Annotated in this window: 20 protein-coding genes; 6 read left to right on the top strand and 14 right to left on the bottom strand. The window is 60.6% G+C overall.

Features of this window, described 5'->3' with window-relative positions:
* Nucleotides 1-82: 82 nt before the first annotated feature.
* From AEQ67_RS05715 to AEQ67_RS05695, 5 genes are all read left to right on the top strand, one after another.
* On the top strand, nucleotides 83-1,531 hold the full coding sequence (locus tag AEQ67_RS05715; protein WP_059402916.1) for a sensor histidine kinase: 1,449 nt from the start codon (nucleotides 83-85) through the stop codon (nucleotides 1,529-1,531).
* Between the two features lie 186 nt (nucleotides 1,532-1,717).
* Entirely contained in the window at nucleotides 1,718-4,525 is a 2,808-nt protein-coding gene (locus tag AEQ67_RS05710) for a multicopper oxidase domain-containing protein (RefSeq protein ID WP_059402915.1), read from the top strand.
* 17 nt (nucleotides 4,526-4,542) lie between these two features.
* Entirely contained in the window at nucleotides 4,543-5,550 is a 1,008-nt protein-coding gene (locus AEQ67_RS05705; protein WP_442965627.1) for an SCO family protein, read from the top strand.
* Nucleotides 5,551-5,651: 101 nt separating this feature from the next.
* The gene (locus AEQ67_RS05700; RefSeq protein WP_059402913.1) at nucleotides 5,652-7,145 is read left to right on the top strand and encodes a sensor histidine kinase; all 1,494 of its coding nucleotides are present in this window, start codon (nucleotides 5,652-5,654) and stop codon (nucleotides 7,143-7,145) included.
* Nucleotides 7,114-8,544: a sigma-54-dependent transcriptional regulator gene (locus AEQ67_RS05695; protein ID WP_059402912.1), complete on the top strand. Its 1,431-nt coding sequence runs from the start codon at nucleotides 7,114-7,116 to the stop codon at nucleotides 8,542-8,544. The genes AEQ67_RS05700 and AEQ67_RS05695 overlap by 32 nt, the downstream gene beginning before the upstream one ends.
* Nucleotides 8,545-8,550: 6 nt before the next feature.
* Here AEQ67_RS05695 and AEQ67_RS05690 read toward each other — a convergent pair whose 3' ends face one another.
* A complete protein-coding gene (locus tag AEQ67_RS05690; protein ID WP_059402911.1) occupies nucleotides 8,551-8,934 on the bottom strand; it encodes a hypothetical protein in 384 nt (127 codons plus the stop codon).
* A gap of 176 nt (nucleotides 8,935-9,110) precedes the next feature.
* Here AEQ67_RS05690 and AEQ67_RS05685 point away from each other — a divergent pair, with 176 nt between their 5' ends.
* Nucleotides 9,111-9,917 carry a class I SAM-dependent methyltransferase gene (locus AEQ67_RS05685; RefSeq protein ID WP_059402910.1) on the top strand — a complete coding sequence of 269 codons (807 nt, stop codon included), beginning with the start codon at nucleotides 9,111-9,113 and terminating at the stop codon, nucleotides 9,915-9,917.
* 426 nt (nucleotides 9,918-10,343) lie between these two features.
* On the opposite strand, the gene AEQ67_RS05680 is transcribed toward AEQ67_RS05685, so the two are convergent.
* The 13 genes from AEQ67_RS05680 to AEQ67_RS05620 all read right to left on the bottom strand — a co-directional run bounded on the left by AEQ67_RS05680 (nucleotide 10,344) and on the right by AEQ67_RS05620 (nucleotide 25,335).
* Nucleotides 10,344-11,036 carry a GNAT family N-acetyltransferase gene (locus AEQ67_RS05680; protein WP_059402909.1) on the bottom strand — a complete coding sequence of 231 codons (693 nt, stop codon included), beginning with the start codon at nucleotides 11,034-11,036 and terminating at the stop codon, nucleotides 10,344-10,346.
* A 114-nt stretch (nucleotides 11,037-11,150) separates the two neighbouring features.
* Nucleotides 11,151-11,942 (bottom strand): ChbG/HpnK family deacetylase, encoded by a 792-nt coding sequence (locus AEQ67_RS05675; RefSeq protein ID WP_059402935.1) that lies wholly within the window; start codon nucleotides 11,940-11,942, stop codon nucleotides 11,151-11,153.
* On the bottom strand, nucleotides 11,914-13,143 hold the full coding sequence (locus tag AEQ67_RS05670) for a GNAT family N-acetyltransferase (protein ID WP_059402908.1): 1,230 nt from the start codon (nucleotides 13,141-13,143) through the stop codon (nucleotides 11,914-11,916). Before AEQ67_RS05670 ends, AEQ67_RS05675 begins: the two co-directional genes overlap by 29 nt.
* A 4-nt stretch (nucleotides 13,144-13,147) precedes the next feature.
* Nucleotides 13,148-13,837, bottom strand: a complete 690-nt coding sequence (locus tag AEQ67_RS05665; protein ID WP_059402907.1) for a GNAT family N-acetyltransferase — start codon at nucleotides 13,835-13,837, stop codon at nucleotides 13,148-13,150.
* Nucleotides 13,838-13,923: 86 nt separating this feature from the next.
* Entirely contained in the window at nucleotides 13,924-15,843 is a 1,920-nt protein-coding gene (locus AEQ67_RS05660; protein ID WP_059402906.1) for a hypothetical protein, read from the bottom strand.
* Entirely contained in the window at nucleotides 15,840-17,144 is a 1,305-nt protein-coding gene (locus AEQ67_RS05655; RefSeq protein WP_059402905.1) for a lipopolysaccharide biosynthesis protein, read from the bottom strand. The genes AEQ67_RS05660 and AEQ67_RS05655 overlap by 4 nt, the downstream gene beginning before the upstream one ends.
* Nucleotides 17,141-18,142 (bottom strand): polysaccharide deacetylase family protein, encoded by a 1,002-nt coding sequence (locus AEQ67_RS05650; RefSeq protein WP_059402904.1) that lies wholly within the window; start codon nucleotides 18,140-18,142, stop codon nucleotides 17,141-17,143. The genes AEQ67_RS05655 and AEQ67_RS05650 overlap by 4 nt, the downstream gene beginning before the upstream one ends.
* 11 nt (nucleotides 18,143-18,153) lie before the next feature.
* Nucleotides 18,154-19,290: a glycosyltransferase gene (locus AEQ67_RS05645; RefSeq protein WP_059402903.1), complete on the bottom strand. Its 1,137-nt coding sequence runs from the start codon at nucleotides 19,288-19,290 to the stop codon at nucleotides 18,154-18,156.
* The gene (locus AEQ67_RS05640) at nucleotides 19,283-20,251 is read right to left on the bottom strand and encodes a glycosyltransferase family 2 protein (RefSeq protein ID WP_059402902.1); all 969 of its coding nucleotides are present in this window, start codon (nucleotides 20,249-20,251) and stop codon (nucleotides 19,283-19,285) included. Before AEQ67_RS05640 ends, AEQ67_RS05645 begins: the two co-directional genes overlap by 8 nt.
* Nucleotides 20,248-21,615: an O-antigen ligase family protein gene (locus tag AEQ67_RS05635; protein WP_059402901.1), complete on the bottom strand. Its 1,368-nt coding sequence runs from the start codon at nucleotides 21,613-21,615 to the stop codon at nucleotides 20,248-20,250. Before AEQ67_RS05635 ends, AEQ67_RS05640 begins: the two co-directional genes overlap by 4 nt.
* The gene (locus AEQ67_RS05630) at nucleotides 21,612-22,712 is read right to left on the bottom strand and encodes a glycosyltransferase family 4 protein (protein ID WP_442965626.1); all 1,101 of its coding nucleotides are present in this window, start codon (nucleotides 22,710-22,712) and stop codon (nucleotides 21,612-21,614) included. Before AEQ67_RS05630 ends, AEQ67_RS05635 begins: the two co-directional genes overlap by 4 nt.
* The gene (locus tag AEQ67_RS05625) at nucleotides 22,697-24,289 is read right to left on the bottom strand and encodes a GumC family protein (RefSeq protein ID WP_059402900.1); all 1,593 of its coding nucleotides are present in this window, start codon (nucleotides 24,287-24,289) and stop codon (nucleotides 22,697-22,699) included. Before AEQ67_RS05625 ends, AEQ67_RS05630 begins: the two co-directional genes overlap by 16 nt.
* Nucleotides 24,290-24,306: 17 nt before the next feature.
* Nucleotides 24,307-25,335 (bottom strand): polysaccharide biosynthesis/export family protein, encoded by a 1,029-nt coding sequence (locus AEQ67_RS05620; RefSeq protein ID WP_059402899.1) that lies wholly within the window; start codon nucleotides 25,333-25,335, stop codon nucleotides 24,307-24,309.
* Nucleotides 25,336-25,344 lie beyond the last annotated feature (9 nt).

Genomic DNA, 25,344 nt, shown 5'->3' with positions numbered 1-25,344 from the left:
GGTGGGGGGACAACACCCAATGACGGGCAAACGGCCATTAGTGGGCTATAACCCTATAGGGGAAACGTCGGGAACCACGTTCATGGATATGCCGGTAAAAATGCACCAGCCCGAAGAGGGCGACATCCGCCTGCGCTCGCGCAAACAGCCGTTCAATCTGCTGCGCTGGTTCTCGCTCATCAGCCTGGCGGTGATCGGCACAGTGGCGGTGGCGTTGGGATCGGTGTCCACGCGGTTCGTGATTACCGAAAGCATCCAGCGAGATGCGTTGCTGACGTCGCAGTTCATTCAGGCCATTGCCTCGGCCGAGGTGCGCCACGTATCGATCCCCAATGTGCGGACCATGGGCGAGTTGCTCGACCCACGCCAGGACAAGGACTTTCCCGACGTCGACCCGATGGCCCGTGCCAGTGCCCGTGGTGAATTCCTCGACCATATCGAACATCTGCCGGACGTGATCCTGGCGAACATTTATGCCCCCGACCGCATGGTGATCTGGTCGACCAACCCGGCGTTGATGGGCACTACGATCCACGCCGACGAAGACCTGGATCAAGCCTTTACCAACAAGATTCCGGTGTCGGCCAGCTATCACGATGTCGACAAGAGCCGCATGGAACAGAAGTTCGTGACGCCGCCGGAATACATCTTTATCGAAAACTACATTCCGCTGTTCGATGCCGACGGCGACAAAGTCACGGCGATGGTCGAGATCTACAAGGAACCCAAGGACCTGATCGATCGTATGGAGCGCGGTCTGGTGTTGATCTGGCTGGCCACTGCCCTGGGCGGCGGGCTGATTTACCTGGGGTTGTACTGGATCGTGCGGCGGGCGGCGATATTGCTGGCGGCGCAACAAAAGCAACTGATCACCAACGAAACCTTTGTCGCCTTGGGCGAGATGTCGTCAGCGGTGGCCCATAGCTTGCGTAATCCGTTGGCGACCATCCGTTCCAGCGCCGAACTGGCCCTGGAGTTCGACAGCGGTCCGGCGCACAAGAACATCAACGACATTATCGGCCAGGTTGATCGCATGTCGAAATGGGTGAGGGAGCTGCTGCAGTCCTTGCGTCCGCTCAACGACGAAGCCGAGCCGGTGAACCTGGTGGCGGCGCTGCATGACAGTCTGATGGCCTTCGAACAACAGATCGCCAAAGCCTCGGTGCACGTTGTGTTCGCGCCGAAAGAAACACCGATGGTCCTGAGCCAGCAAATGCAGCTGACGCAAATCCTCAACAGTTTGCTCGCCAATGCACTGGAAGCCATGGACGGTGGCGGCACGCTGACCATCACCCTGGAGCCGACTGATTCCTGGGGCGTCAGCGTGGTGGTCAGCGACACCGGCAAAGGCATGACCGAAGAACAGCGCGCCCTGGCGTTCCGCCCGTTTTTCACCACCAAGCAAGGCGGGCTTGGCGTCGGGCTGGTGCTGGTCAAGCGCATCATGGAGCGTTTTGGCGGTGCGGTGGCCCTGGGCAGCCGTGAAGGCGAGGGCACAAGTGTGCGTCTGTCGTTCAAGTTGATTCCCTGAAAACGGGTATGAACTTTCCCCGTTAGCGGGTGTCATTCCCCAGTCGTTTTTCCCAGTCATGGCACATTGATGTTGATAAGCCATTGTTTTGTTGAGTATTAATAGTTTCGTATAAATCTGTTACAAATCTGGCGAGCTCCTTGCAAAACCACCACTACCCCCTTCACGACTTCGAGGCGGCTGGTGATGGACAGAAAAGCGCGGTACTCCTTCAAGTGGTTCGGCCTGTTGACGCCTATCGGCGTCCTTCTGACAATGACGCTGGGCACAGCGACTCTGCGTGCCAGCCCCATTGATGACGAGCGACAGCCTGAGCCGTCCGACCCCTCGGCTTATTACGACGAACCCGCTGACAAAGCGGGGGCGTTGAACGCCATCTTGACCATGCCCGAGGCCAACGAAGACTCCTTCGATTTGCCCGATGGCGTCAAAGGCAGCCGAGACGACACGCGCAAGGAGAACGTGCTTCCGCCAACGGTGCAGACCAGTTTCAATTACCCCACCAATGGCAAACCAAGCCCACTGTTTGGCGCTCAACCCTTCACGCAACAGCTGGTGTTGTTCGAAGAGTTCGGTCCGGAAAAACTCGACCCCACCACACCGGCGGCGCTCTTGCCGTTTCCACCGGCAGCCATTGGCCCGCTCCCGCAACAAGATCCCACCAGTGCGGCCCGTAGCGCGCCACCCAGCACCGCACTCGATGCGTTTTTGCGCCAACCGGGGCTGACGCCATTTCCCAGTCAGTACTCCAACGTGGTCGACCGCAACCCGTGGCAAGCGCAGATCGAGTATTTCCTCAACCGTCACATCGGTTCTTCCGCTGAAGGTCGGCCGCCAGGAAAGGGTTGGTCGCACCAGCGCTGGAACGAGTTCTATCCGCAAGTGGCCTACAAAACCGTGCAAACCGGGGCGAGGCTCAACAGCGGCTGGCGTGACAGCCATCAGATGCATGGCTATGCACTGGGTGAGTTCGGCCCCGGTGGCCTCTATCACAACGTGGCCGGTGTACCGGTCACGGATGGCACCTCCAAGGGCGTCGATCCGCGTTTCCACCCGAACATGCCGGTGCAGAATCACAACTCGGTCTGGACCTTCGACGGCACCTTGCCACCGAAATTGCTGATGGTGCGTTACGGCCAGCCTGTTCTGATGCGCCATTACAACGGCTTGCCGATCGACCCGTCGGCCAACATGGGTTTTGGCCTGCACACCATCAGCACCCACGAACACAACGGTCACGCACCGGCGGAAAGCGACGGCTACGCCAACGCCTTTTTCTTCCCGGGGCAGTATTACGACTACCGCTGGCCGATCCAGCTGGCCGGCTACGACAGTATCAACACCGACGCCCATGATCCGCGCGCGGCATTCCCTTGCGCGCCCGGCGAAACCCTGTGGACCAACGACATGAGCCCGAGTCGCAAGACCTGCGACCACGGCACCATCAAGATTCGTGGTGACTGGCGCGAAACCATGAGCACCCACTGGTTCCACGACCACATGCTCGATTTCACCGCGCAGAACGTCTACAAGGGCAACGCGGCGATGATGAACTACTACAGCGCCCTCGACCGTGGCAACGAGTCGGTGAATGACGGCGTCAACCTGCGTTTCCCCAGCGGCAGTGCCTTGCCATGGGGTAACCGTGACTACGACGTCAACCTGGTGTTCGCCGACAAGGCGTGGGATCAGGCCGGTCAGCTGTGGTTCAACCCGTTCAACACCGACGGCTTCCTCGGTGACCAGGTGCTGGTCAACTGGCAGTGGAAACCGACCCTGGATGTGCGCGCCCGCAGCTACCGGTTCCGCATGCTCAACGGCTCTGTGTCGCGCTACTTCAAGTTGGCGCTCGTGCGGGAGATCAAGGGCAACAGCGGTGAGTTTGCCGGTCCTAAAAACTCCGGTGTGTCCTATGCCCGCGTGCCGTTCCACATGATTGCCAACGACGGCAACATCATGGAACACAGCGTGCCGTTCGACGGCACCATGGACCTCGACGCCGATGGCGATAAAAAGAATCACTTTGCGATTCTGCCGACCCAGGGCATCGCCGAGCGCTTCGACATCATCGTCAACTTCGCGAAAAACGGGATCAAGCCCGGCGACAAACTGTTCTTCGTCAACCTGATGGCCCATGACGACGGCAAGGGTCCGAAAGAACCCATCGACCTGGCGGATGTGCTGTCGGAGAAATACCTGGCGGTGATCAAGCAATCCAGCAAAGGGCCGCAGTGGGACAAGGGCGACCCGGGCGTGGGCAAAGTGTTGCAACTCAACGTCAAGGCCTACACCGGTCAGGACCTGGCCATGGACCCGGCGGCGTACGAGCCGGCCAAACCGGGCAAGGCTGAAGGCCTGGTGATGATCCCGCTGAAGATCCATCGCGACAACGCCGCCGACAAAGTGCTGCTGGCCAATGCCCGTCACCGGACCTTCACCTTCGGCCGTTCCGACGGCACCGATGAAGCCCCCTGGACAGTCAAGACCGATGGCGGCTTCGGTTTCCACATGGACCCTCGGCGCCTGAACGCCGCGACCAAACTGGCCAGTGGGCCGACCGATGCCGGTGTCAGCGGTTTCGGCACCCTGGAAGTGTGGAACATCAAGGCGGGCGGCAAGGGCTGGAGCCACCCGGTGCATGTGCACTTCGAGGAGGGGATCATCCTCAGCCGCGGCGGCAAGGCGCCACCGGAATGGGAAAAATGGGCACGCAAGGACGTCTATCGCATCGGCTCGGAAAACGATGGCCTGGACAGTGTCGAAATGGCGATCAACTTCCGCGAATTCGCCGGGACGTACATGGAGCACTGTCACAACACTCAGCATGAAGACAACTCGATGCTGCTGCGCTGGGACATTGAGAAGCCAGGGCAATTCCAGCTGATGCCGACCCCACTGCCAAGCTGGGATGGCGTGCGCTACGTCAACTCTGCCGCGCTGCCAACCTTCCGCAATGGCGACGGCATGGGCCCGCAAGTGACGGTGAAAAAATGAACCGCGAGGGAGCCGACATGAAGCTGCATACGCCGCGCTCCCGCGCCCTGGGCATGCACCTGATATTGATGCTGGTCACCTGTCTGCTGGCCAGTCAGGTGCTGCTGGCTCATGAGGGTGTGCTGTCGCCGACCGAGTCGGCGACACCCTGGGGCGGCGATTATTTCCCCAACACCTTGCTGACCGATCAGGACGGCCAGCAGGTGCATTTCTTCGATGACTTGATCAAGGACAAGGTGGTGGTGATCAATTTCATCTTCACTTCATGCAGCGATTCCTGCCCGCTGGAAACCGCGCGTTTGCGTCAGGTGCAGAAGTTGCTGGGTGATCGGGTCGGCAAGGACATTTTTTTCTACTCCATCAGCATCGATCCGCTGAGCGATACGCCTGAAGTGCTCAAAGCCTATGCACAACGCTTCAAGGTCGGGCCGGGCTGGAAGTTCCTCACCGGGGAATTCGCCGATGTGACCGATCTGCGAAAAAAACTCGGGCTGTTCATCGAAGGCGTCGACAACGGACGCAGCAAGGACCACAACCTGAGCCTGATCGTCGGCAACCAGACCACGGGCCGCTGGATGAAAGCATCGCCGTTCGAAAACCCGTGGATTCTTGCCGATCAGTTGGCCAACACCTTGCAAAACTGGAAGCAGCCCAGTGTCGAGGAAAGCTACGCCAATGCGCCTGAAATCCGCCCGCCGAGCAACGGCGAAGAACTGTTTCGTACCCGTTGCGCGTCGTGTCACAGCCTCGGTCCGCTGGACGGGCAGGGCATTGGCATGCGCAGCATTGGCCCGGACCTGATCGGCGTCACTCGTCAGCGTGATCCGGCCTGGTTGAGTCGCTGGATACGCGAGCCGGACCGCATGCTCGCCGAAAAAGACCCGATTGCGCTGGAGCTGTACGAACGTTTCGAAAAGATCCCGATGCCCAACCTGCGCCTGGATGAAAACGCCGCGCAGGCCATCATCGGTTTCTTGCAGGAAGAGACGGATCGTCAACAAACACTGGCGGTACAAACACCGTAGCGGCGAAATACTATCATTGGCCAGTCGGTCACGATCAATGCCACCTACACTGATCTCAAACGCGACTGAAAAGGCTTGATGCAAGCATCCAGGAAGGTCCCATGCAGATACTTGAACAACAAAAAATGCCTGCGCCGGACCCTCCGGCAGTAGAAAGCAAGGGCTGGCGCGGGCAGTTCAACTTGTTGCGCTGGTTTTCCCTGGGCAGCTTTTTGATCATCGCCGGCGTGGCGCTGGGGCTGGGCTACATTTCCACGCGTTTCGTGGTCGAGGAGAGCATCGAGCGCGATTCAATGCTCACTGCGCAGTTCATCCAGGCGATTGGCGATGCTGAGGTTCGTCATGCCGGGATCACCACGACCAGAACCATGGGCGAAATGCTTGACCCGCGCCAGGAGAATGCCTATCCCGATGTGAATCCGGAATCCCGGGCCGCCTCGCGTATTGAATTTCTCGATCACGTGGAGCACCTGCCGGACATTCTGTTGGCCACGGTCTACGCCCTCGATCGCACCGTGGTCTGGTCCACCAACCCTGAGCTGATTGGTGTTCGCATCGAAGACGACGATGAGCTGGACGAATCCTTCGAAATGAAAGAAGCCGTCTCGACCAGCTACCACGAGATCGACGAGGAGCGCCCTGAACAGAAATTACTGCGTGAGCCTCAATACCTGTTCATCGAGAACTACATCCCGATGTTCAACGCCGACAGAAGCAAAGTGATCGCCATGGTGGAGATCTACAAGGAGCCCGTGGATCTGGTGGAGCGCATCCAGCGTGGCTTCAAGGCGATCTGGCTGGCGACCGTGCTCGGTGGGGCGGTCATCTACCTGGCGCTGTTCTGGATTGTGCGGCGTGCGGCCATGCTGCTGCAGAGCCAGCAGAAACAGCTGATCAACAACGAGACGTTTGCCGCGCTGGGGGAAATGTCTTCGGCGGTCGCCCACAGCCTGCGCAATCCGTTGGCGAACATTCGTTCCAGCGCCGAACTGGCCCAGGAAATCGCCAGCCAGAGTGCACAGAAGAACATCGGCGACATCATTAATCAGGTTGATCGCATGTCGCGCTGGGTCCGGGAGTTGCTGGTGTCGCTGCGGCCAATGAATGACGATTATGAAACGGTGGACCTGGTGATGGCCCTCGACGACACCCTGAGTGCCTTCGACGCACTGATCAAACGCTCCGGCGTCGAGGTGCGATTCACGCCGCAGAGTTGTCCGCCGATCGTCAGCCAACAGGTGCTGCTCACGCAAATTCTTAATAGCCTGTTCGCCAATGCCCTGGAAGCCATGCCCAAGGGCGGCGTGTTGAGTATCGATATTGACTCGCCGCAGCCGGGGCACGTGCGCATGACCCTGAACGACACCGGCAAGGGCATGACCAAACAGCAGCAACAAATGGCCTTCAAGCCGTTTTTCACCACCAAACAAGGCGGGTTGGGTGTAGGCCTGGCCCTGGTCAAAAGAATAATGGAGCGTTTCGAAGGCTCGGTCGAACTGACCAGCCAGGAGCAGGAAGGAACCCGCGTTTGTCTCAATTTCAAAGTGGCAACGGGAGGGGAATATGGAGCACAGCATACTGCTGGTCGAGGATGATGAACTCCTGGCCGAGAATATTCAGACCTACCTGGAGCGCAAAGACTTCGAGGTGACAGTCTGCCACTCGGCCGAAGATGCATTGGAGCAACTGGTCACTTTCGTCCCTGACGTGGTGCTGACCGACAACTCGCTGCCGGGCATGAGCGGTCACGACCTGATCCAGAAGCTGCGCATCAGCGCGCCGGATCTGAAGGTGATCATGATGACCGGTTACGGCAACGTCGAAGACGCCGTGGTGGCGATGAAAGAGGGCGCTTTCCATTACGTCACCAAGCCGGTGGCCTTGCCGGAGCTCAAGCTGCTGCTGGACAAAGCCCTGGCCACGGACCGTATGGAACGCACGCTGTCGTTCTATCAGGAACGCGAAGCGCAGAAGTCGGGAGTACAGGCATTGATTGGTGAATCGGCGCCCATGCAGTATCTGAAAAGCACCATCGGTCAGTTGCTCGACGCCGAGCGGCGGATGGCCAACACCGATCTGCCCCCGGTGCTGGTGGAAGGCGAGACCGGCACCGGCAAGGAACTGGTGGCCCGGGCGCTGCACTTCGACGGCCCACGCGCCAAAGGCCCGTTTATTGAATTCAACTGCGCCTCGATTCCATCGAATCTGGTGGAGTCGGAGCTGTTCGGGCATGAGAAAGGCGCCTTCACCGACGCCAAGGACCGTCGCGTCGGGCTGGTTGAAGCGGCCGATGGCGGCACGCTGTTTCTCGATGAAGTCGGTGAAATGGACCTGTTGCTGCAAGCCAAACTGCTGAAGCTGCTGGAGGACCGGACCATTCGCCGGGTCGGCTCGGTGAAGGAGCGCAAGGTTGATTTGCGGGTCATCAGCGCGACCAACTGCAACCTCGAACAAATGGTCCAGCAGGGCAAATTCCGCCGCGACCTGTTTTTCCGCTTGCGCATCATCTCGATCAAGGTCCCGCGCCTGTATGCCCGTGGCGCAGACATCCTGCTGCTGGCCCGGCACTTCCTGGCGATCCACGGTAAGCGCTATGGCAAGCCGCACCTGCATTTCAGCGACCAGGCCGAAGAGTTGATGCTCAGCTACAGCTGGCCGGGCAATGTGCGTGAACTGCGCAATATGCTTGAGCAAACCGTGTTACTGGCCCAGACCGACACCATTGCCGCCCATCAGTTGAACGTCTGCATGAGCCTGGTCGACGAACCGCTGGTGTTTCAACAAGAGCCGCAACACGCTGAGCCACGTCCGCTCTACAACGGCACCGAGTCGATGAACCTGCCGGAAGTGGAGCGCGACATGGTGCGCAAGATGCTCGACAAGACCGACTGGAACGTCACCAAGTCCGCGCGGCTGCTGGGCCTGAGCCGCGACATGTTGCGTTACCGGATCGAAAAACTCGGCCTCGCACGCCCGGACAAACGCCAGTGGTAAGCCGTGTTACAACGATGGCCCCGGACGGCTGAGGCACTCGAGCAGGCACGTGGGGTCGAGCACTTCTTCGTTGACGTAGACGCCGCGCTCCGAATCGTAGGAACGGACGAACACCCGAACCGTGGCGTCCGCCACCGTCGGCAATCGTGAGTCGGAGAAGTCATGTTGGGTCGCAATCGGGATGAAATCCCCAGGCGCTGTCGGGATGTACGACCCTGGCGGCACGGTGCTCATGGTGGGCGGAACGGGGTGGGCGAACGGTTGGTCGGCCCCGTAGTAGTTGAACTCACTGCTGTATTCGGTAGTGGGTGTCAGTTCATCGGCTGCCTGTAACCCGGTGGTGGCGGTCAGGCAGAGGGTGAACAACAGCATCAGATCGGTTTTTTTCATGGCAGCACCTGCGCACTGGTTTTTCGCACTTCCCCAAGGCCATTAACTATAGCGCTTGCCGGGGTAAGCGTCGGCATGCCCGGATTACAAGATCGCAACAAATCCCGGATGTGGGTTTTTCAACACCTGATCTAGACTCGTGCCCGTCAATCAAGACCCGAGATCTGGAGTGCGCAATGGACATGCCGACAAAAGAAAAAGCCATCGCCAGCAACCGCGATGCCTGGAACGACTCCGCGCGACACCACAAAGACAGCCCTGAATGGCAAGCCCATTTGAACGGCGTGGTGCAGGCGGATTTTTCCTGCCTGGATGACACCCTCACGGGTTTGCTGGAGCAGGTCGGTGTCGATGGCAAGGACGTGGTGCAACTGGGCTGCAACAACGGTCGCGAAAGCCTTTCGCTGTTTGCGCTGGGTGCCCGTAGCGTGGTGGGCGTCGACCAGTCCGAGGCCTTTCTCGATCAGGCGCGGGAGCTGGCGGCACGCTCGCCCCATGCGCCGCAGTTCATCGAGGCCGATATCCATCACTTGCCCCATGAACTTCAGGGGCGCTTCGATGTGGCCCTGATCACCATAGGCGTATTGAACTGGATGCCGGACATCGGCGAATTCTTCCGCCACGTCGCCCAAACATTGAAGCCTGGCGGCAGCCTGGTGGTGTACGAAACCCACCCGTTCCTGGAAATGTTCGACCCTGAGGCCGCCGATCCCTATCGTCTGGCCAGCTCGTATTTTCGCAGCGAGCCGTTTGTGCAGAACGAGCCGATTGTCTACGAAGGCAAGGTCGAACAGCCGTCCGCATCGTCCTATTGGTTCGTCCACACCCTGGGCGCAATCTTCAGCGGCGCCCTCGACGCGGGGCTGCAGATCAGCCACTTCAAGGAGTACCCGCATTCCAACCGCGAGGAACTTTATGATCGGTATCAAGAGCAGAAGGCGCAGTTGCCGTTGTGCTTTACCTGGGTGGCGGTGAAGGCTTGAAACCGCGCCGCCTGCATCGCGAGCAGGCTCACTCCCACATTTGATCGTCGTCGAGCGCAGATTTTGTGTACGACGAAGACCCACTGTGGGAACGAGCCTGCTCGCGATGGCATTCTTTCAGTCACCTCAACGTCGAATGTGCCGCCGCCATCGCGGGCAAGCCCGGCTCCCACAGGGATTGATGGTGCGTCCACCTAGGTGGCACAACACAACAATGTGCCGCCGCCATCGCGGGCAAGCCCGGCTCCCACAGGGATTGATGGTGTGTCCACCTAGGCGGCACAACACAAAAATGTGCCGCCGCCATCGCGGGCAAGCCCGGCTCCCACAGGGATTGATGGTGTGTCCACAATAGGCGGCACAACACAATACCTGTGGGAGCCGGGCTTGCCCGCGATGGCGGCGACTCGGTCACCCTGTCAGGCGTCAGGCCCTCGCCGCGTCCGTCACCACTGGCCGTCCTGGCTTACGCAGTGGGTCCAGGCGCGAGCCTTCGTAGCGGGTTTCGCGGTAGAAGCGCCAGCGACCAAACAGGCCATAGACATGGGTGACGCGGCCCTGTTCGTGATAACCCATGCGGATGTGCAGTTTCAGGGCCGGGATGTTATGGGTTTCACAGACGTCCACCACCTTGTTGCAGCCTTGGGCCTGCATCGCTTCCCAAAGGGCCACTTGCACATCCACCGACAGGCTGGTGCCGAAATAGGCGCGGGTCATTTCACCACCGAACTCGAAGAACTCACCTGGCTTGACCGGGAACCAGCAGCCGTAATAGTGACGGTCGTGATAGTCCCGCGTACTGCCCCAGATGAATCCGACAGCATGTCCGTCAGCATCCAGGTACATGTGCCCGGTATGACCTTCGGCCGCCAGTTCGGCCATGGTCTCGACGCGATCACCAAAATGTTTGCCAAACGCCGTGGCGTTTTCCGGGGTGATGGTCACCTGGCGCAAGCCTGAATAGGGACGCAGTTTGTGCGGCGGGACCGGGCTGACCAGGTCGCGCTCCATCCATAACAGTTCCCAGTGAAAGAACACATAGCGCTTCCATAGCGTGTTGAACGTGCGGCTCAGGCCTTTTTGTTTGATTCGTTCGCGAAGCTTGTCGATGACGCTCATATGCTCTCCTTAGCCGGGGCCAGGGTGTGGTTGATGACGCTTCTGATGGGTATAGATCAAGGTTTCAAATTCATGTCAAAACGCCAGCTTTGAATGTGTTGCAACTTGTGTAACTCATTCAAGTGCCGCTGCCCCGGTCTGCACAAACTCGCTGACAGACGCGTAGGAAATACGTGGCACACCTTGAAGACGCCGCTCTAGCACGTGGCTTAGCGACTCGCTGGGAGGCAAGTAGGCGTCGCCGAAATCGGCGCCGAGCTGGGTCGGATGGGCGACGATTTCCAGCACACCGTCAGTCGGCACATCGGTATCGCGCAAGTCCAATGGCGTGCAGACATAGTCGGCGGTGACGCCGGCAAGGCTGCGTAAACGGCGATTGAGCAGTTCCTTGAACACGCGCTTGGGCAGGCTCAGGTTTTGCCCAAGATTGCGCGCCAGCCGCACCGCCACACCTTGGAGGGCGGCAAAGCGCGCGACGATCTCGCCAATAGGCCAGATGTTGTGTACGTGCTGATGAGAATCCACATGGCTGGGACGCAGGCCATTGTCCAGACAGTGTTGCCATTGCGCTTCGAGTTCTTCCAGCACGGCGTCGCGATCCCGGCGGTTGAGCCAGAGGCGATGACGGGACAGGTTGAGGTCGAAAACGCCGGCGCTGTCGCAGAAGGTCGGCCGGCCCAGAATCGACTGACTCAATGGCCGCCCGTAAGTGAGGTTGAAGTGCAGCCCGATCCGCCCCTCAAGCAACGGATGCCGGGCCAGGACGCACGCCGCTTCGAAGGCCGGCATATTGGCCATGGCGGTTGCGGAGCTGATGATCCCGGCCTGGAAAGCCCCCAGGATCACCGCGTTTTCACAGGCACTGAGACCGAAGTCGTCAGCGTTGACTATGACGTGTTGAGGCATGTTCTCCCTCCATGATTTTTTCGCTGGGCATAGCCACTTTCTTTGCAGCAGGAGCTGGAACAGCAGCGGCAACCGGCGTTGGCGTAACGGCTGGTGCCGCGCGCCGGGCGCGCCCTTTTTGCAGCGCCGGGTTGAGCCGCTGCCAAAGACGCAAAGCCAACCCCAGGGCAAGACCACTGGGCCGCCAGGAATAGAAACTCCAGCGCCAGTGTTCCAGTTGTCCGGTCATCCGTTCATGCAGTTGATGGCTGGAATTCTCCAGGCTCACGCGTGACGCGTCGATCCAGCGCCAGTGATCGTCCAGGCCCCAGCGAATCCACTCTTCGAGCAGTACCCGGCCGCTGCCCAGATCGGCGTATTGCGGCAGGAACGCCAGGTTGTAATCGTACAGCCGGCCCTGTTCCAGCAACCCGAGGCGATAGCTGATACAACGTCCGTCCAGTTCCAGCACCACCACGCGCACCAACCCTTGGGCGGCGAGGGCGGTGAACGCTTGATCCATCCATGTTCGGTGGCGCTCATCGGCAAAAATTCCGACGCCTTCATCGCCTTTCCAACTCACTGCTTCGACTTCGCTGATGGCCTGCAATAACGGCCCCATGGTCGATGCGTCGGGCGTGATGCGCCGGACTTCGGCACCGCAGGCCGCGATGCGTTTGCGGGCGCGGCGCAGTTTATAGCGTGGATCGCCAGAGACTTCCTGGCGGTCGGCCTCGCTGATCAGGTGCACCGGCACCCGACAACTGAGGCGTCGTTCACCGGTCGAGCTTTGGGCCAGCCATTGCGTCAGGGCATTTTCCTTGCCCGTGGGTTCAGACAACTCGTTGAGTTGCAGCAAGGCATGGGGCAGGCGATGGCGGATCTCGATCAGCGCCTTGCGCACGTTCTCGGCGTCCAGGCAAGTGAGTAACGCGAGGCGATCGGCGAGGGGGTAACCCAAGTGATGCAGCACCCGGAACGGCAGCCCGCCAAAGCGTTCCACTGAAGCCACCAGCGGCACGCACAAGGCCAGGTCGTTGCCCTGCCAGCCGAGCAAAACGTGGAGGTTTTGCCCGGCCGCCAGAGCCTGTTCCGACGCGGCCATCCAGGCCAGCGTATTGAACGGCGTGTGGTCCGTCACACGCAGACGCAGCGCTTCATAAGCCGCTGCCGGGAAGTCAGCGGCGCACAGGGAAGTGCGCCATTCGAATCGAGCCGCCATAGGGTCAGGTCACCGGTGCTGTAGCAGGTTCACGGGCCGGTTTGCGCAAGGCATCCAGACGCGATTCGCTGTAACGGGTTTCGCGGAAGAGGCGCCAGCGGCCAAACAGATGGTAGACGTTCATGATCCGCCCTTGCTCCTTGTACCCCATGCGAATGTGCAACTTCAGGGCCGGGATGTTGTGGGTTTCGCAGACGTCGACCACTTTGTTGCAGCCTTGAGCCTGCATGGCTTTCCACAGGTTCAGTTGAAAGTCGACCGACAGCAGCGAACCCCAGTAGGCGCGAATCTGCTCGCCGCCGAATTCAAAGAATTCGCCTTTTTTCACCGGGAACCAGCAGCCGTAGTAATGACGATCGTGGTAGTCGCGCGCGCTGCCCCAGATGAAGGCCACCGCATCGCCTTTATCGTCCAGATACATGTGCCCCGTATGACCCTCGCGGGCCAGTTCGGCCATGGTTTCCACGCGATCGCCGAAATGACGGGTGAACGCCACGGTGTTGTCCGGGGTGATGGTTTCCAGGCGCAGCGGCGTGTAGGGCCGGAGTTTGTGCGGCGGGATAGGGCTGACCAGGTCGCGCTCCATCCACATCAGTTCTTCGTGGGAAAATACGTAATGCTTCCATGCTTTTTTGACAGTGGCGCGCAGGCCTTTTTGTCTGATGTGTTCGCTGAGCTTTTTCAAAATACTCATTTTATTGACTCCTGACGGCATGGACCGTAAGTGGAGTGGTACAACGCGCGGCGAGAGGCCCGCGTGACAAAGCATTTGATACGAGGTCATGAGGCGCTCCAGCTCAGGGCGAACAGGGTTTCCCCAGGCAGTTCGAAGCTGACGCGACCGTTTTGGCACTTGAACGGTGCGTCGCGGCTGCGGTTATCGGCGCCGAAATAGCGTAATGACCCGTTGGCCAACGGACACTCGGCCCCGGTCAGATCCACACGTTGCAAGCGCGTGCCTTTGTTGACCCCCAGCAGACCGTGTTTGAGGTCGCCGGCCATGGCCAGGACGTCGACCTCGAAAGCGTCGTTCTCCAGCAACATCACATTTTGCAGCCAATGCTCCTGGATGAACTGCTGCGCCAGACCCACGGGTTTGAGTTCGAAGTGATCGTCGCCGAGCACGCGCAACATGCCTTTGGGGTAGTTGGGCTCGTCGGCGGCCTGGAACCAACCGAGCATCTCCAGCAAACCGTCCTGCGACGAGTTGATCACCACCGAGGCCCACCACAACGAGGCGAAGTGGGTTTCCTGATCGTAAGGGCTCAGGCTGGAACCGCTGGACATGTTGGTCTGGTCCAGCAACAAGGCCTTGCGTGGCCGCCCCTTGTCGTCGAGACCCACCAGATCGGCGGCGCGGCGCACGCTGTCGCGATAAACCCGGGTCGCCAGCAGGTCGCGAATCATCCATTCGTGCCAGGCCAGTGCGTCGATCTGGTCACCCGACTCCGCCAGCAAGCGCCTGGCCCAGTCGATGCCGCGCTTGTCGGCGGCGTTGTCGGCGAACGGGCCGTTGATCAATCTCGAACTGGCGGGCATGGCAATGCGCACGCCGGCCTTGGCGTTGTCAGGATTGCTGCGGACCTGGCGGGCCATGCTGTTGAAGATGCTTTGGTAGTTGGCGTAATCGGGGTAGTTGAGATTCGGCTCGTCGGCAAAACCGATGTAATGCGTACCTTTGCCGCCCAGGGCGCGCGTGGTGGCGAGCCAGGCGTCGAGGCCGGCGTTGCTCATGGTGTCGGCGCGCAGGTCAGCCTGACGCTGGCTGCCGGCCAACAGGGTGATGTCTTGAGTGATACCGAAACGTTCCTGGTACAGCTGGCGGAACGCGTCTTCGTAGTGCGGTCTCTTCGCGGTGATGTCGACGAAACTGTAGTAAGTCCCGGCTTGTGGCTTGGGCGCGTCGAGCACGGCAAAACTCGATTCCGGTGGCTTCGTGTAGGGCAGGGCGATGGCCAGGTTCGGGGTTGGCCCCAGCACTTTTTGATGCAGGGTCAAACGCGTCTGGCCGTCGTCCTCGCGCAGGGGTTTGAGCTGCTGCGGGTTCTGCGCAAACAGGTTGGCCGTGCCGTCGAGCCAGAACGCCACTTTGCCGCTGCCTTGCAGGTGCAGGCGCCAGACCTGGTCGGCGTCGGCGACAGGCAGTTCGACCTGATCGAACTGCCAATACGCAGGGTAGGGTTTGAGAGCCAACGACAGCCGTTTCCCGTCAGCCACCCGCTGCGCTTGCAGGGCGCCGACGCCACCGTGGAACTTGCCGGCCAGCACCGCGTGTTCACCCGCCGCGACCTTGAAATACAGCTCGTCACCGTCACGGGTTTCGGCGCTGAAATGCACCTTGGCCGGGGCGAACAGCGCCACCGTGCGCTCATCGTGTTCAACTGTATAGCGGCGGAAGCTGTAGCCGGGAATTTCCAGCCGATAGCTGGCGGCGCTCGGGGCCAGCGGCCAGCTTTGGCTGCCCCGGGATTCGCTGGCCGCGATCAAGCGTTCGCCTTGCAGTTTGCCCTGGCCGTCGAGCAGGTACAGGCGCTCTTCGTTGGCATCCGCCTGCCATGCGGGCACCCAGCGGATGGTCAGCGTGTCAGGACGGTCCGCTTGCAGATACAGGCTGCCGTCGCGAATGTCGGCCCAACGCATGGGCGCAGCCGCGGCGCTCAGCGAGAGGCCAAGACTCAACAGCAGGGCCAGGCGTTTCATGCCGACTTCCGTTGCAGCATTTGCAGCATCGGCGCCACGTCGCTGGGCAGGATGATCAGGGTTTGCCAGACCGGGACGTGGCTCAGCCGGCAGTACATCACCAGCAGCGCGACGGTCACCGCGAGGTAGGCGATTGAAGACGCCGCTGCCGCGCCGACGATGCCGTAAGTGGGGATCAACACCAGGTTCAGCGCCAGGTTCAACAAAGCACTCATGCCCATCAACAGCGAAATCGTGCCGGGGCGGTTCTTGCCCAGCAGGTCCAGGCGCAGAATGCTCGCGTAGCACAGGCCGAGCAGACCCGGCAGCAGGGCCAGCAAGGCCGGATAGGCCGGCTGATAGGCGACGCCGAACAGCGTAACGATCAGCCATTCACCGATCAGGGCCATGGTCAGGCAGGCACCGAGCATCACCGTGGCCGTCAGGCGCAGGGCCAGTGGCGTCACTTTGTCGATGCCTTCTTCCTGTTGCAGCAGGCGTTTCATCAGTGGCGTGGTCACGGCTTCCGGGACGATCAGCAGCAACTCGGCGGCGGCGCTGGCCATGGCGTAATGACCGAGAGCGGTACTGCCGAGCAGGGCACCGATGAACAGGTAATCGGAACGCAGAATCACTTGCTGGAACAGCAAATCCGGATGGCTGCGAGCGCTGTAGCGCAGCAGTTCGTTCTGGCTCGCGCGATCCCATTGCAGCGTCAACGGCTGATCGCGTTTGAGCCAGACCCAACCGGCCAGCACCACCAGGCTGATGCCCGCCAGCCAGCTGATCAACGCGGCTTCCAGGGCGGCGGTTTTCCACATCCAGAACAAGGCGAGGAACAGCAGCAGCGGCGCCAGGGATTCCACCAGGCGCAAGGCATTGAACGCTACCACGCCGCCCGACGCGTTGTGCAACGTCAGCAGCCCGCTTTTGAGCACGGTCAGCGGCACCGCCAGCAGCAACAGCCAGGCGAGCAAACCCAGTTGCGTGGTGATGTCCAGTGCGCTGCCGAATTCGCGCGTCAATGCCACCACCAGCAAGGTCAGCAACCCGGCGAGCAGACAACCGAACACCAGCACCTGACTCAGCAGCAACCCCATGGGCCGTTGCTTGGCAGCCTGGAAACCCACCGCCGAATTCAGCCCGCCGCTGGTGGCGGCGCTGATCAGGTCGGGCAGGGTGCTGAGCAGGGCAAACAAACCGCGTTCGCTGGGCCCGAGAATCCGCGCCAGCAATACGTTGCGCAGCAAACGCAGGGCGATCATCGCCAGTTTGGTGCCCATGCTCAGGGCCAAGTGCTTGAGGTAGTGGCTGCGGCTCATGGACGGGCCCCACGGTAGATGCGCCAGGACAGCAACTCCGGATTGCGTGCGGTGCGCTGACTGACGCCAAAACGCGGCAAGGCCAATGGATTGTCGGTGCCACGATAGATCCCCGTGCCGGTGCCCAGGGCGAACGGGAATTTATGTGCGGCCACCTGCTGACGAACTCGCGCGTCGTTGTCGCCATTGGGGTAGCAGTAGACCGGCAACGGGCGGTTGCAGCCGTTCAGCAATGCATCGCGGCTGCGGCTCAGTTCTTCATCGAGGCGCTGATCGTCGAGGCCGGTGAGGATTGCGTGACTCGCCCCGTGTGGGCCGAAACGCACCAGGCCGGACGCTTCCAGCGAGCGCACCTGATGCCAGTCCAGCGCTTGCGGCAACGATTCCTGCGGACACGCATCTGTCAGTCGATTGAGGTCTTGCGGGGACAGGGTTTTCAGGGTTTGCAGGAAATGCAAAAGCGCCAGGCTGCGACGCTGCTCATCTGGATCATCGAGCAGCGCCGGTAGCGGCCGGCCGACCTGTTGCAGGCATTCAATCAAATCCATCCGGGCTTGTTCGCCATGGCTGTGCCACAGGGTTTCGCCGATGCTTTCCCACCAGAAACGCTGGCGGCTGCCGATGAAATCGGTGGAAAGAAAAATACTCGCCGGCACCTGATGTTTTTGCAGCAGCGCGAAGGCGTTCAAGGCGTTGTCACGCCAGCCATCGTCGAAGGTCAGCGCCACTTTCGGCCGCTCCGAGCGTTTCGCGCCGGGCTGCAGGATGTCCATCAGCGGCACGCAATCGAAATGCCGTTTGAGCCAAACCAGCAAGTGCTCGAAAGCCTTCGGCCCGACGCACAGTTCATTGCGGTGGGGCAGTTCAGCGGCGCGGTCGTTGGCCAGTACCCGATGCAGCATCAGGATCACGCCGGCACCCTGCAGTTGATTGCGCCCTACCGGCGAGTTGAGATAAAGCCAGCCACTGGTGCGTTTTAATAATTGTTTGATCGCCATGGCACGTCCTCTCAACGATTTTGCTCGGGGTTCCACTGGGCATACCGCTGACCACGCAGGAACTGCCACAGACCGATACTCATGCCGGCAAGGGTCACCAGAAGAAACGCGGCGAGGCGAAAGGGTTTGGGCAAACGGTGTTGCGAATCCAGCAGGCCGACGATCGCCACTGCGTAACCGAGCAGTTGTGCGATCAGGCTCAGGCGATAGAAGCCGTGTGCTTGCCACAACCAGAAATTACTCAGCAACAACGGCAGCAGCAGGATCGGCGCCAGACGGCGGATCAACTTGTGGCTGATCAGCGCAATTGCATACAAGCCATGCTTCATTGGGTTGAGCAGTTCGCTGCGCTGGGCCAGGCTTTGCAGACCGCCAACGGTGACGCGCTGACGGCGACGGAACTGCTTGTCGGCCTCATCGACGCCTTGATCGATCACCTGCGCCTGGGGCACGTAGACAATTCGCTTGAACGCCACCGGCGCGCAGGTGCTGATGAAGAAGTCATCGTTGACCTCCGCCGGCACGTTCTGGAACAACTCGCGGCGCAAGGCGAGCAGGGCGCCGTCGGCGGAGACCATGCAGCCGGTACGGTTCTCCACTTTGCGCAGCCAGCCTTCGTAGTGCCGATAGAGGCTGTCACCGATGCTCAGGCCACGGCCTGTGACCGGGATCACCATGTGCCCGGCGCAGGCGCCCACCGCAGGATCTGCCAACGGTGCGAGCAAGTGGCCGAGGGTGTCGGTCGACCATTGATTGTCGGCATCGGTGAACACCAGAATATCGCCGGTGCTCAACGCCACGCCGGCGTTCAGGGTCGCAGCCTTGCCCTGCCGAGGCAGGTCGAGCACGGTGATGCGCGAGTCGATGACTTTTTGCGCGCAGGCCACGGTGTCGTCCGTCGAGCCGTCGCTGGCGAGAATGATCTGCAGCGAGCGCGCCTGATAATCCTGGGCGAGTACGGTGCGCAGTTTTTCTTCGATATGCCGTGCCTCGTTGTGCGCGGCAATGACGATGCTCACGTCCATCGGTTCTGCCGGCCCATGATGGCGCGCAGCGAAGAACGGCGCCAACAGCGTCAGCAGCAGGGGATAACCGAGGTAGGCGTAGACCGGCAGCAACAGGCATGCCCAGAAAATGAATTCAGCCACGGGCGGGCCTCCTGGCATTCCAATGACAAAGACTGAGAATGAACGCGGCACCGGCCAGTTGCAGGCGTACCCAATGCAGGCCCCAGAGTTGCAGCGTGAGGCCCGGGTCGTGGTGTTTCAGGGTCTGGCGCAGGCTCAGGGCGAGCGCGGGCAGGCTGGTCAGAAACAACAGGAACAGCGCCAGATAAACCTGGCCGTTGAACAGGGCGAAAATCGCCGCGATGTCCAGCACCCAGGCGGCAATCGACAGCATCGGGAACCGCAGCAAACGCAGGCTCATTCCGTTGCTGCGCAGTAACTGCAGGTGACTGCCCTGACGCCAGAATTCCTTGCCCATCCATTCGCGCCAACTGCCCTCATAACCCCAATGCAGGGCGACGCTCTGGTTGACCGACAACAGGCGTGCGCCCGCATGGCAAAGGCGCATGGTGAAATCCTTGTCCTCGCCGGTGCGCAGTTTTTCATCGAAGCCCCCGACCTTATCGAACCAGGGACGGCGCATCAGCAGGTTGGCGCTGGGCAGCCAGCGCACGGTTTGCACGGTCTCGGCACTGGGGCGCAGCATGCGGCGTTGCCAGGCATTGGCATACCACGGAGCTTCGGCCGGGGTGTGCAGGTCCAGCCCCAGAATGTCGACCTGCACCGCGGTCTGGATTTTTATCAACAGCGTGAGCCAGTCCTCGGGCATCTCGATGTCGGCATCGATGAACGCCAGCCAGTCGCCGGTGGCAACGGCGGCCCCGCGATTGCGCAGGGCGCCGATCAGCAAACCGGGCATGCTCAGCACCTGGGCACCGAACTGACGGGCAATCTGCGGACCCAGATCGTCGGAACCGTTGTCGACCACGATTAACTCGCACTCGATGCCGGCCGCGTCGGCGGCGTGTTGTGCGGCGAGCAAGGTCCGTGTGATATGCCGGGCTTCGTTGTACATCGGGATGACGATACTGATGCGGCTCATGCCTTGGCCTCCGTGAGTGGGCTTTCTTCAGCTTTCAGGCGCAGCACGCTGGTCAGGGCGAGCATGATCCACACGTACTTTTGGTTGGGTGCACTGAGGAACATCAAAAACAGGGTCAACGACAGAAAACTCATGCTCAGGTGCGTCAGCAAATCAGCCTGCTCGCGGTTGTTTCGTTGCATCCAGATGCGACGGGCACGCACCAGGTTGTACAAGCCGAGGGCGAGCATGCCGACGAACAGCAGGCCGGCGGGAATCCCCAGCTCGCTGAAAATTTCCAGATAGGTGTTGTGCGCCCGGCGGTACAGGTCGCCGACCTTGCGGTTGGCCGAAAACGCCTTGGCGTAACCGGTGGTGGCGTAGTGCAGCGGAAAGGTCCCGGGGCCAGTGCCCAGCAGCGGGTTCTCGCGGATCATCTGGCTGCCGACCACGATGTACGAAGCGCGACGACCGAGGGATTCGTCCTGGCTCTTGGCACCGGCCTTCAAGATACTCAAGGACTGGATGCGTTCGATGTAACCGGGCGGCATCGAGTAAATGGCCAGCGGAATCACGATCGCCATGCCGAGCATGGCAAAGCCCAGATGCCGCGGACGGATGCGTTTGAGCTCGACGCGGTAGTGCCAGGCGCCAATCATCAGGCTGAGGAACAACACCACCAGCCCCGAACGGGATTCAGTCTTGGTCATGCCGCCCAGCAGCAAAATGAAGCAACCCAGCCAGAACAACCGGTGCAGAACTATACGACTGCGGATCACCAGCAGAAGCGCCAGAGGCACGGCGAAGGCGATCAGCATGGCAAAGGCGTTCGGGTCCTCCAGCAGGCCGGAGGCGCGCCCCTGGTCCTGATATTTGCTGGAGAACATCGCCAATACGCAGGTCATCGTGACGCTGACAGTCACCAGTTTGGCGAACAGGTCCAGGTTCAACTCACGGCCGATCAACAGCGTGATCACAAACAGAATCAGGCCGACGCTCAGTTCCCGCAGATGCCCCATCGACATGCCCATGTCATCGGTATTGAACACGCTCAACAGGTACAACAGCATGAACCAGATCAGGTAGCGCCAGATGTTGCTGCGCAGGCGTTCGGATGGAAGCTGGTGAATCGCCAGTTGCAGCATCAGGATCAGCGCCAGGGATGCGCCGAGGAACTTGGTGCCGGACAACGCGTTGTCCTTGAAGAACCCTTCAAACGGCACCAGCGCGGCGATGCCGAGCAAACCCCAGGTGGGTTTGCGATACAGCAGCGCGACACCCACCAGGCCCAGCACCGCCCCCGGCGCCAGATACGGATAAGGGCTGGCCAGCAAACCGAGGCAGACCAGGCCGAGCAAACTGACGATCGAGAGCGGAAAGATCACGCGCGTGCCTCCCGTGCAGTACGGATATAAAGCTGCGACCAGCGTTCGGCCAAGGCCTTTAGGTCATAGCGATCCTGTTGTGTACGTTTTGCGTTGTCGATCAGCTCGCGAGCCAATGCCGGCTCCGTCAGCAAGGTGCCGATCTGGCGGGCGAGGGCGGCGCTGTCAGCGGGTGTCGCCAGCAGGCCGTTGTGTCGATCCGCCAGCACATCGGGAATCCCGCCGACACCGAAAGCCACCACCGGCACGCCGGCCTGCATGGCTTCGAGCAGAATCATCGGCGTGCCTTCGGTGCGCGAGCTGATCACCAGCGCATCAAGTTGCCGCCACCACACACTCATGTCGGTCTGATAACCCGGCAGCGTGATGCGCTCCTGCAAACCCGCGGCGCTGATTCGTGCCAACAGGCTTTCCCGCTCCGGGCCGTCACCGAGCATCACGGCGTCCAGTTGCGGGTGTTGCTGGCAGAGCGGAATCAGCGCATCGAGAAACAGGTCGGGACCCTTTTCACTGCTCAGCCGTCCGACGTAACCGGCCAGCCAACGCTGGCGATCCACGCGAAGCGGCAACGCACCGGTCGCGGCCGGCAGACCATTGGGGATCACTTGCAGCTTCTCCGCGCGGACGCTGGCCTGGCGGCACAGTGCGGCGATGCTTTCGGCGACGCAAACCACGCGATCCACCGATGCCGTGCGGCACAGTTGCAGGCTCAGCCAGGTGTAAAACTTCTGCTTGCGACTGCGCGGTGTGAAGCCGTGTTGCGTAATCACTAGTGGCAGGCGCAACAGCGTTGCGCCAACCCAGCCAAACAACAGGCCTTTGAAGTTATGCGTATTGATCAGTGGCCGCCCGGCCCGCCGCTGACGCAAATGCGCCAGCAACGCCCCCAGCCCCGTGCAGCCGCGACAGTCCACGCCGGCTTCGCGAAACCGCGCGAGCAACGCGTAGGGCGCATCAAGAAAGAGCACCTGATGCTGCCCCGGCGTCGCCAGGCAGTGGTCGAGCAACATCCGCTCAGCCCCGTAAAAGCCGCCACTGCTGAGCAAATGAATGATCGGCAGGGTAGGGTTGAGCGGCGCGTTCAATTGCGCACCCAATGCGCAATGCCACGTACGGACATGTTTCTGTGCGGATTGGTCAGCTCGACGTTTTGATCGTTGATCACCAACAGCACCGGCAGCCCCAGTTCGTGGGTGATTTGCGCAGGATGCTTGAAGCGGTGATCGAAGAACTCACGCACGTAGACCAGGGCAATCGCCAGCAGCAGACCGGTGAACAGCCCGAACGGAATGATCAGCATCGGTTTGGGAAACGCTGCTTCGGTCGGTTCGTACGGCGGGCTGAGCACCCGGGCGTTGGACAGGTCGTTGTCCAGCGAGCGAGCGCTGCTGCTTTCGGCGAAGCGCTGAGCGTAGGTGGCGAACGCCGCATGCAAGGCGTTGATCTCGGTGTCCATCTGCCGCAGCTTGCTTTGGGTTTCCTGCAACTGATGGATACGGTTCTTGAACTCGGCAATGCGCGCAGTCTTCTGGTCGATCACCGAGCTGACAACTGCCAGGTCGGTGGTGCGTTCCTGAATCCGGTTGCTGACCACTTTCAAGAACTGCTGGCGGGTGCGGGCGATTTGCTCGCGGGTCAGCAGCATCGGTTCGCTGCTCGGCTGGAAGATCGCCAGGTCGTTCATGTAGCGGCTGACCTGAGTGGTCAGTGCCTCGCCCATCTGTTTGATCTCGCGATCTTCAAAGGCGACGTTGTCCACGGTGGTGGTGAAGGTGTAGGGGAAGGTGTAGTCGTTGAGTTTGGAATTGCTGGCGGCGGCCAGGCTAGTTTTCAGGTACTCAAGCCAGCGTTGGCTTTGCAGCAGGCGGTCGCGATACAGGTTGAGCGCCTGCTCTTCGGTGTTGATGGCGTTGAGGCGGAAGGTGATTTCTTCCCTGGGATCGGACGAACCGACCGCTTCGAGCAACGCCAGCCGATTGCCTTCCAGGCCATCGAGGCGTACTTGATACTGGGTCTTCTTGGTTTCATAGAAGCTTTGTGGCAAGTCAATCGATTGCAGGGCCTGACGGCTGGCCAGGTAGTTTTGCAGCAGCGCCGCGACAAACCTGGTGCCTTGGGCCGGATCACCAAAACTGTAGATGATCGAGATCACGTTGGAACCCGGCAGGGTTTCGATCTTCAAGCTATCGATGGCCTGTTGGGTCAGCGCATCCAGCGCGGTGTCGCGCACGGGGTCGGTCTCAAGCCCGAGCTTATCGCGCAACGGGTTGATCACATTCTCGCGCAACGGCGTAGTGACGTAGTGCTTGAACGGTTGGGTCACCAGCTTGTTGAACACGCTGGGTGGCGGGGTGTATTCACCCTTGTCCCGCAGTTCGCTGATGGTCTGCCGGATCAGGGCTGGCGAGCGCAGGATATTGCTCTCGGTTTCCATGTCGGCCAGGGACGGCGGAATGAACGAGGCGTTCTCCTGGTTGAGGGAGGTTGTGGCGTCCCCCTGGGACAGTTTTTTGGACTGCACGATCACCTGGGCGGTGATATCGAAGCTCTGTTTGAGCATCAACGGCAAGACCAGGGCGATCACTGCAAAGATCAGGAAGACGCGCTTCACCATCTGCTTGTTGGCGAAGAAGATCCTGAAGAACTCATGCAGGTAGTTTTCCTTTGGATTCATGACAGGTCACCTGAGAGTCAGTTGTTGTTATTACTGTCTTTGTTGTCGACGCGGTAGCCGAAGCTGAAGCCCACACCCTGGAACAACACCACGTCAGCCAGTTGCCGTGCGAGCTCACCGGCGCTGGCCAGTTTGGTCTTGGGCACGTAGAGCATGTCGTCCGGCTGCAGGTAGGCGATTTGCGACGCATCGCCGGCCAGGGCTTTTTCAACGTCATAGCGCACGGCCTGAACCTGATTGCCGTTACGACGCATGATCATTACCGAATCGAGCCGCGCCTTGGTGTTGCTGCCACGCGCCAGGGTCAGCGCTTCAAGCACAGAGACCGGCCGGCGGATCGGGTAGGAGCCCGGTTGGCCGACTTCACCCAGTACATAGATTTCGTTGCCCGCGGTGGACTTGAGCAGCACATCGACGGTCATCCGTCCCGGCAGCTGCGCATAGCGTTTGTTGAGGAAGGTTTCCAGTTGATTGACGGTCATGCCTTGCAGCGGCACGGCGCCGATTTCCGGGAAGCTGGCATAACCGTCAGTGCCCACGGTGATCTCCCGGCTCATGCCAGTCCCTGGGTGGTTCAGGGCGCTCTTGAGGTTCGACTCGTTGCTCAGTGGGCTGATGACCTGCACGGACAGCTGGTTGCGGTTAGGCTGGAACAGCTGTTTGCGCTGATAGGCGCGCTGGATTTCCTGACGTGCGTCTTCGGACGTCAGCCCGGCGATTTTCACCGAGGTGTTGGCGCCCGGCAGTTCGATGGTGCCGTCGGGCAGCACCAGTTGACTGCCGTTGAGCTGGCTCGCCGCCGTAAAGTTCAGGCCGATCTGGTCACCGGACTGTATGCGATAGGCGTCTGAGCCACTGGTGCTGATGTGGAAGATCACGTCCAGCACATCCTGAGGCCGCAAAGTCTGTTCGACCTTGGGCATGTCGGTGGCCTGGGCGTTGGCCGGCGAGGCCGTGAGGATATTCACCGGCATGTTCTGGGTTTCGGAAGTGCTGGAGCAACCTGCAAGCGGCAGCAACAGCAGGACAAGCATCTTGGCGTTCATGTCGTCATC

It is taken from the genome of Pseudomonas sp. RIT-PI-q, from assembly GCF_001297125.1.
Lineage (GTDB): Bacteria > Pseudomonadota > Gammaproteobacteria > Pseudomonadales > Pseudomonadaceae > Aquipseudomonas.
The sequence above is the reverse complement of the archived record's forward strand: the minus strand, read 5'-3'. Positions and strand labels throughout refer to the sequence as shown.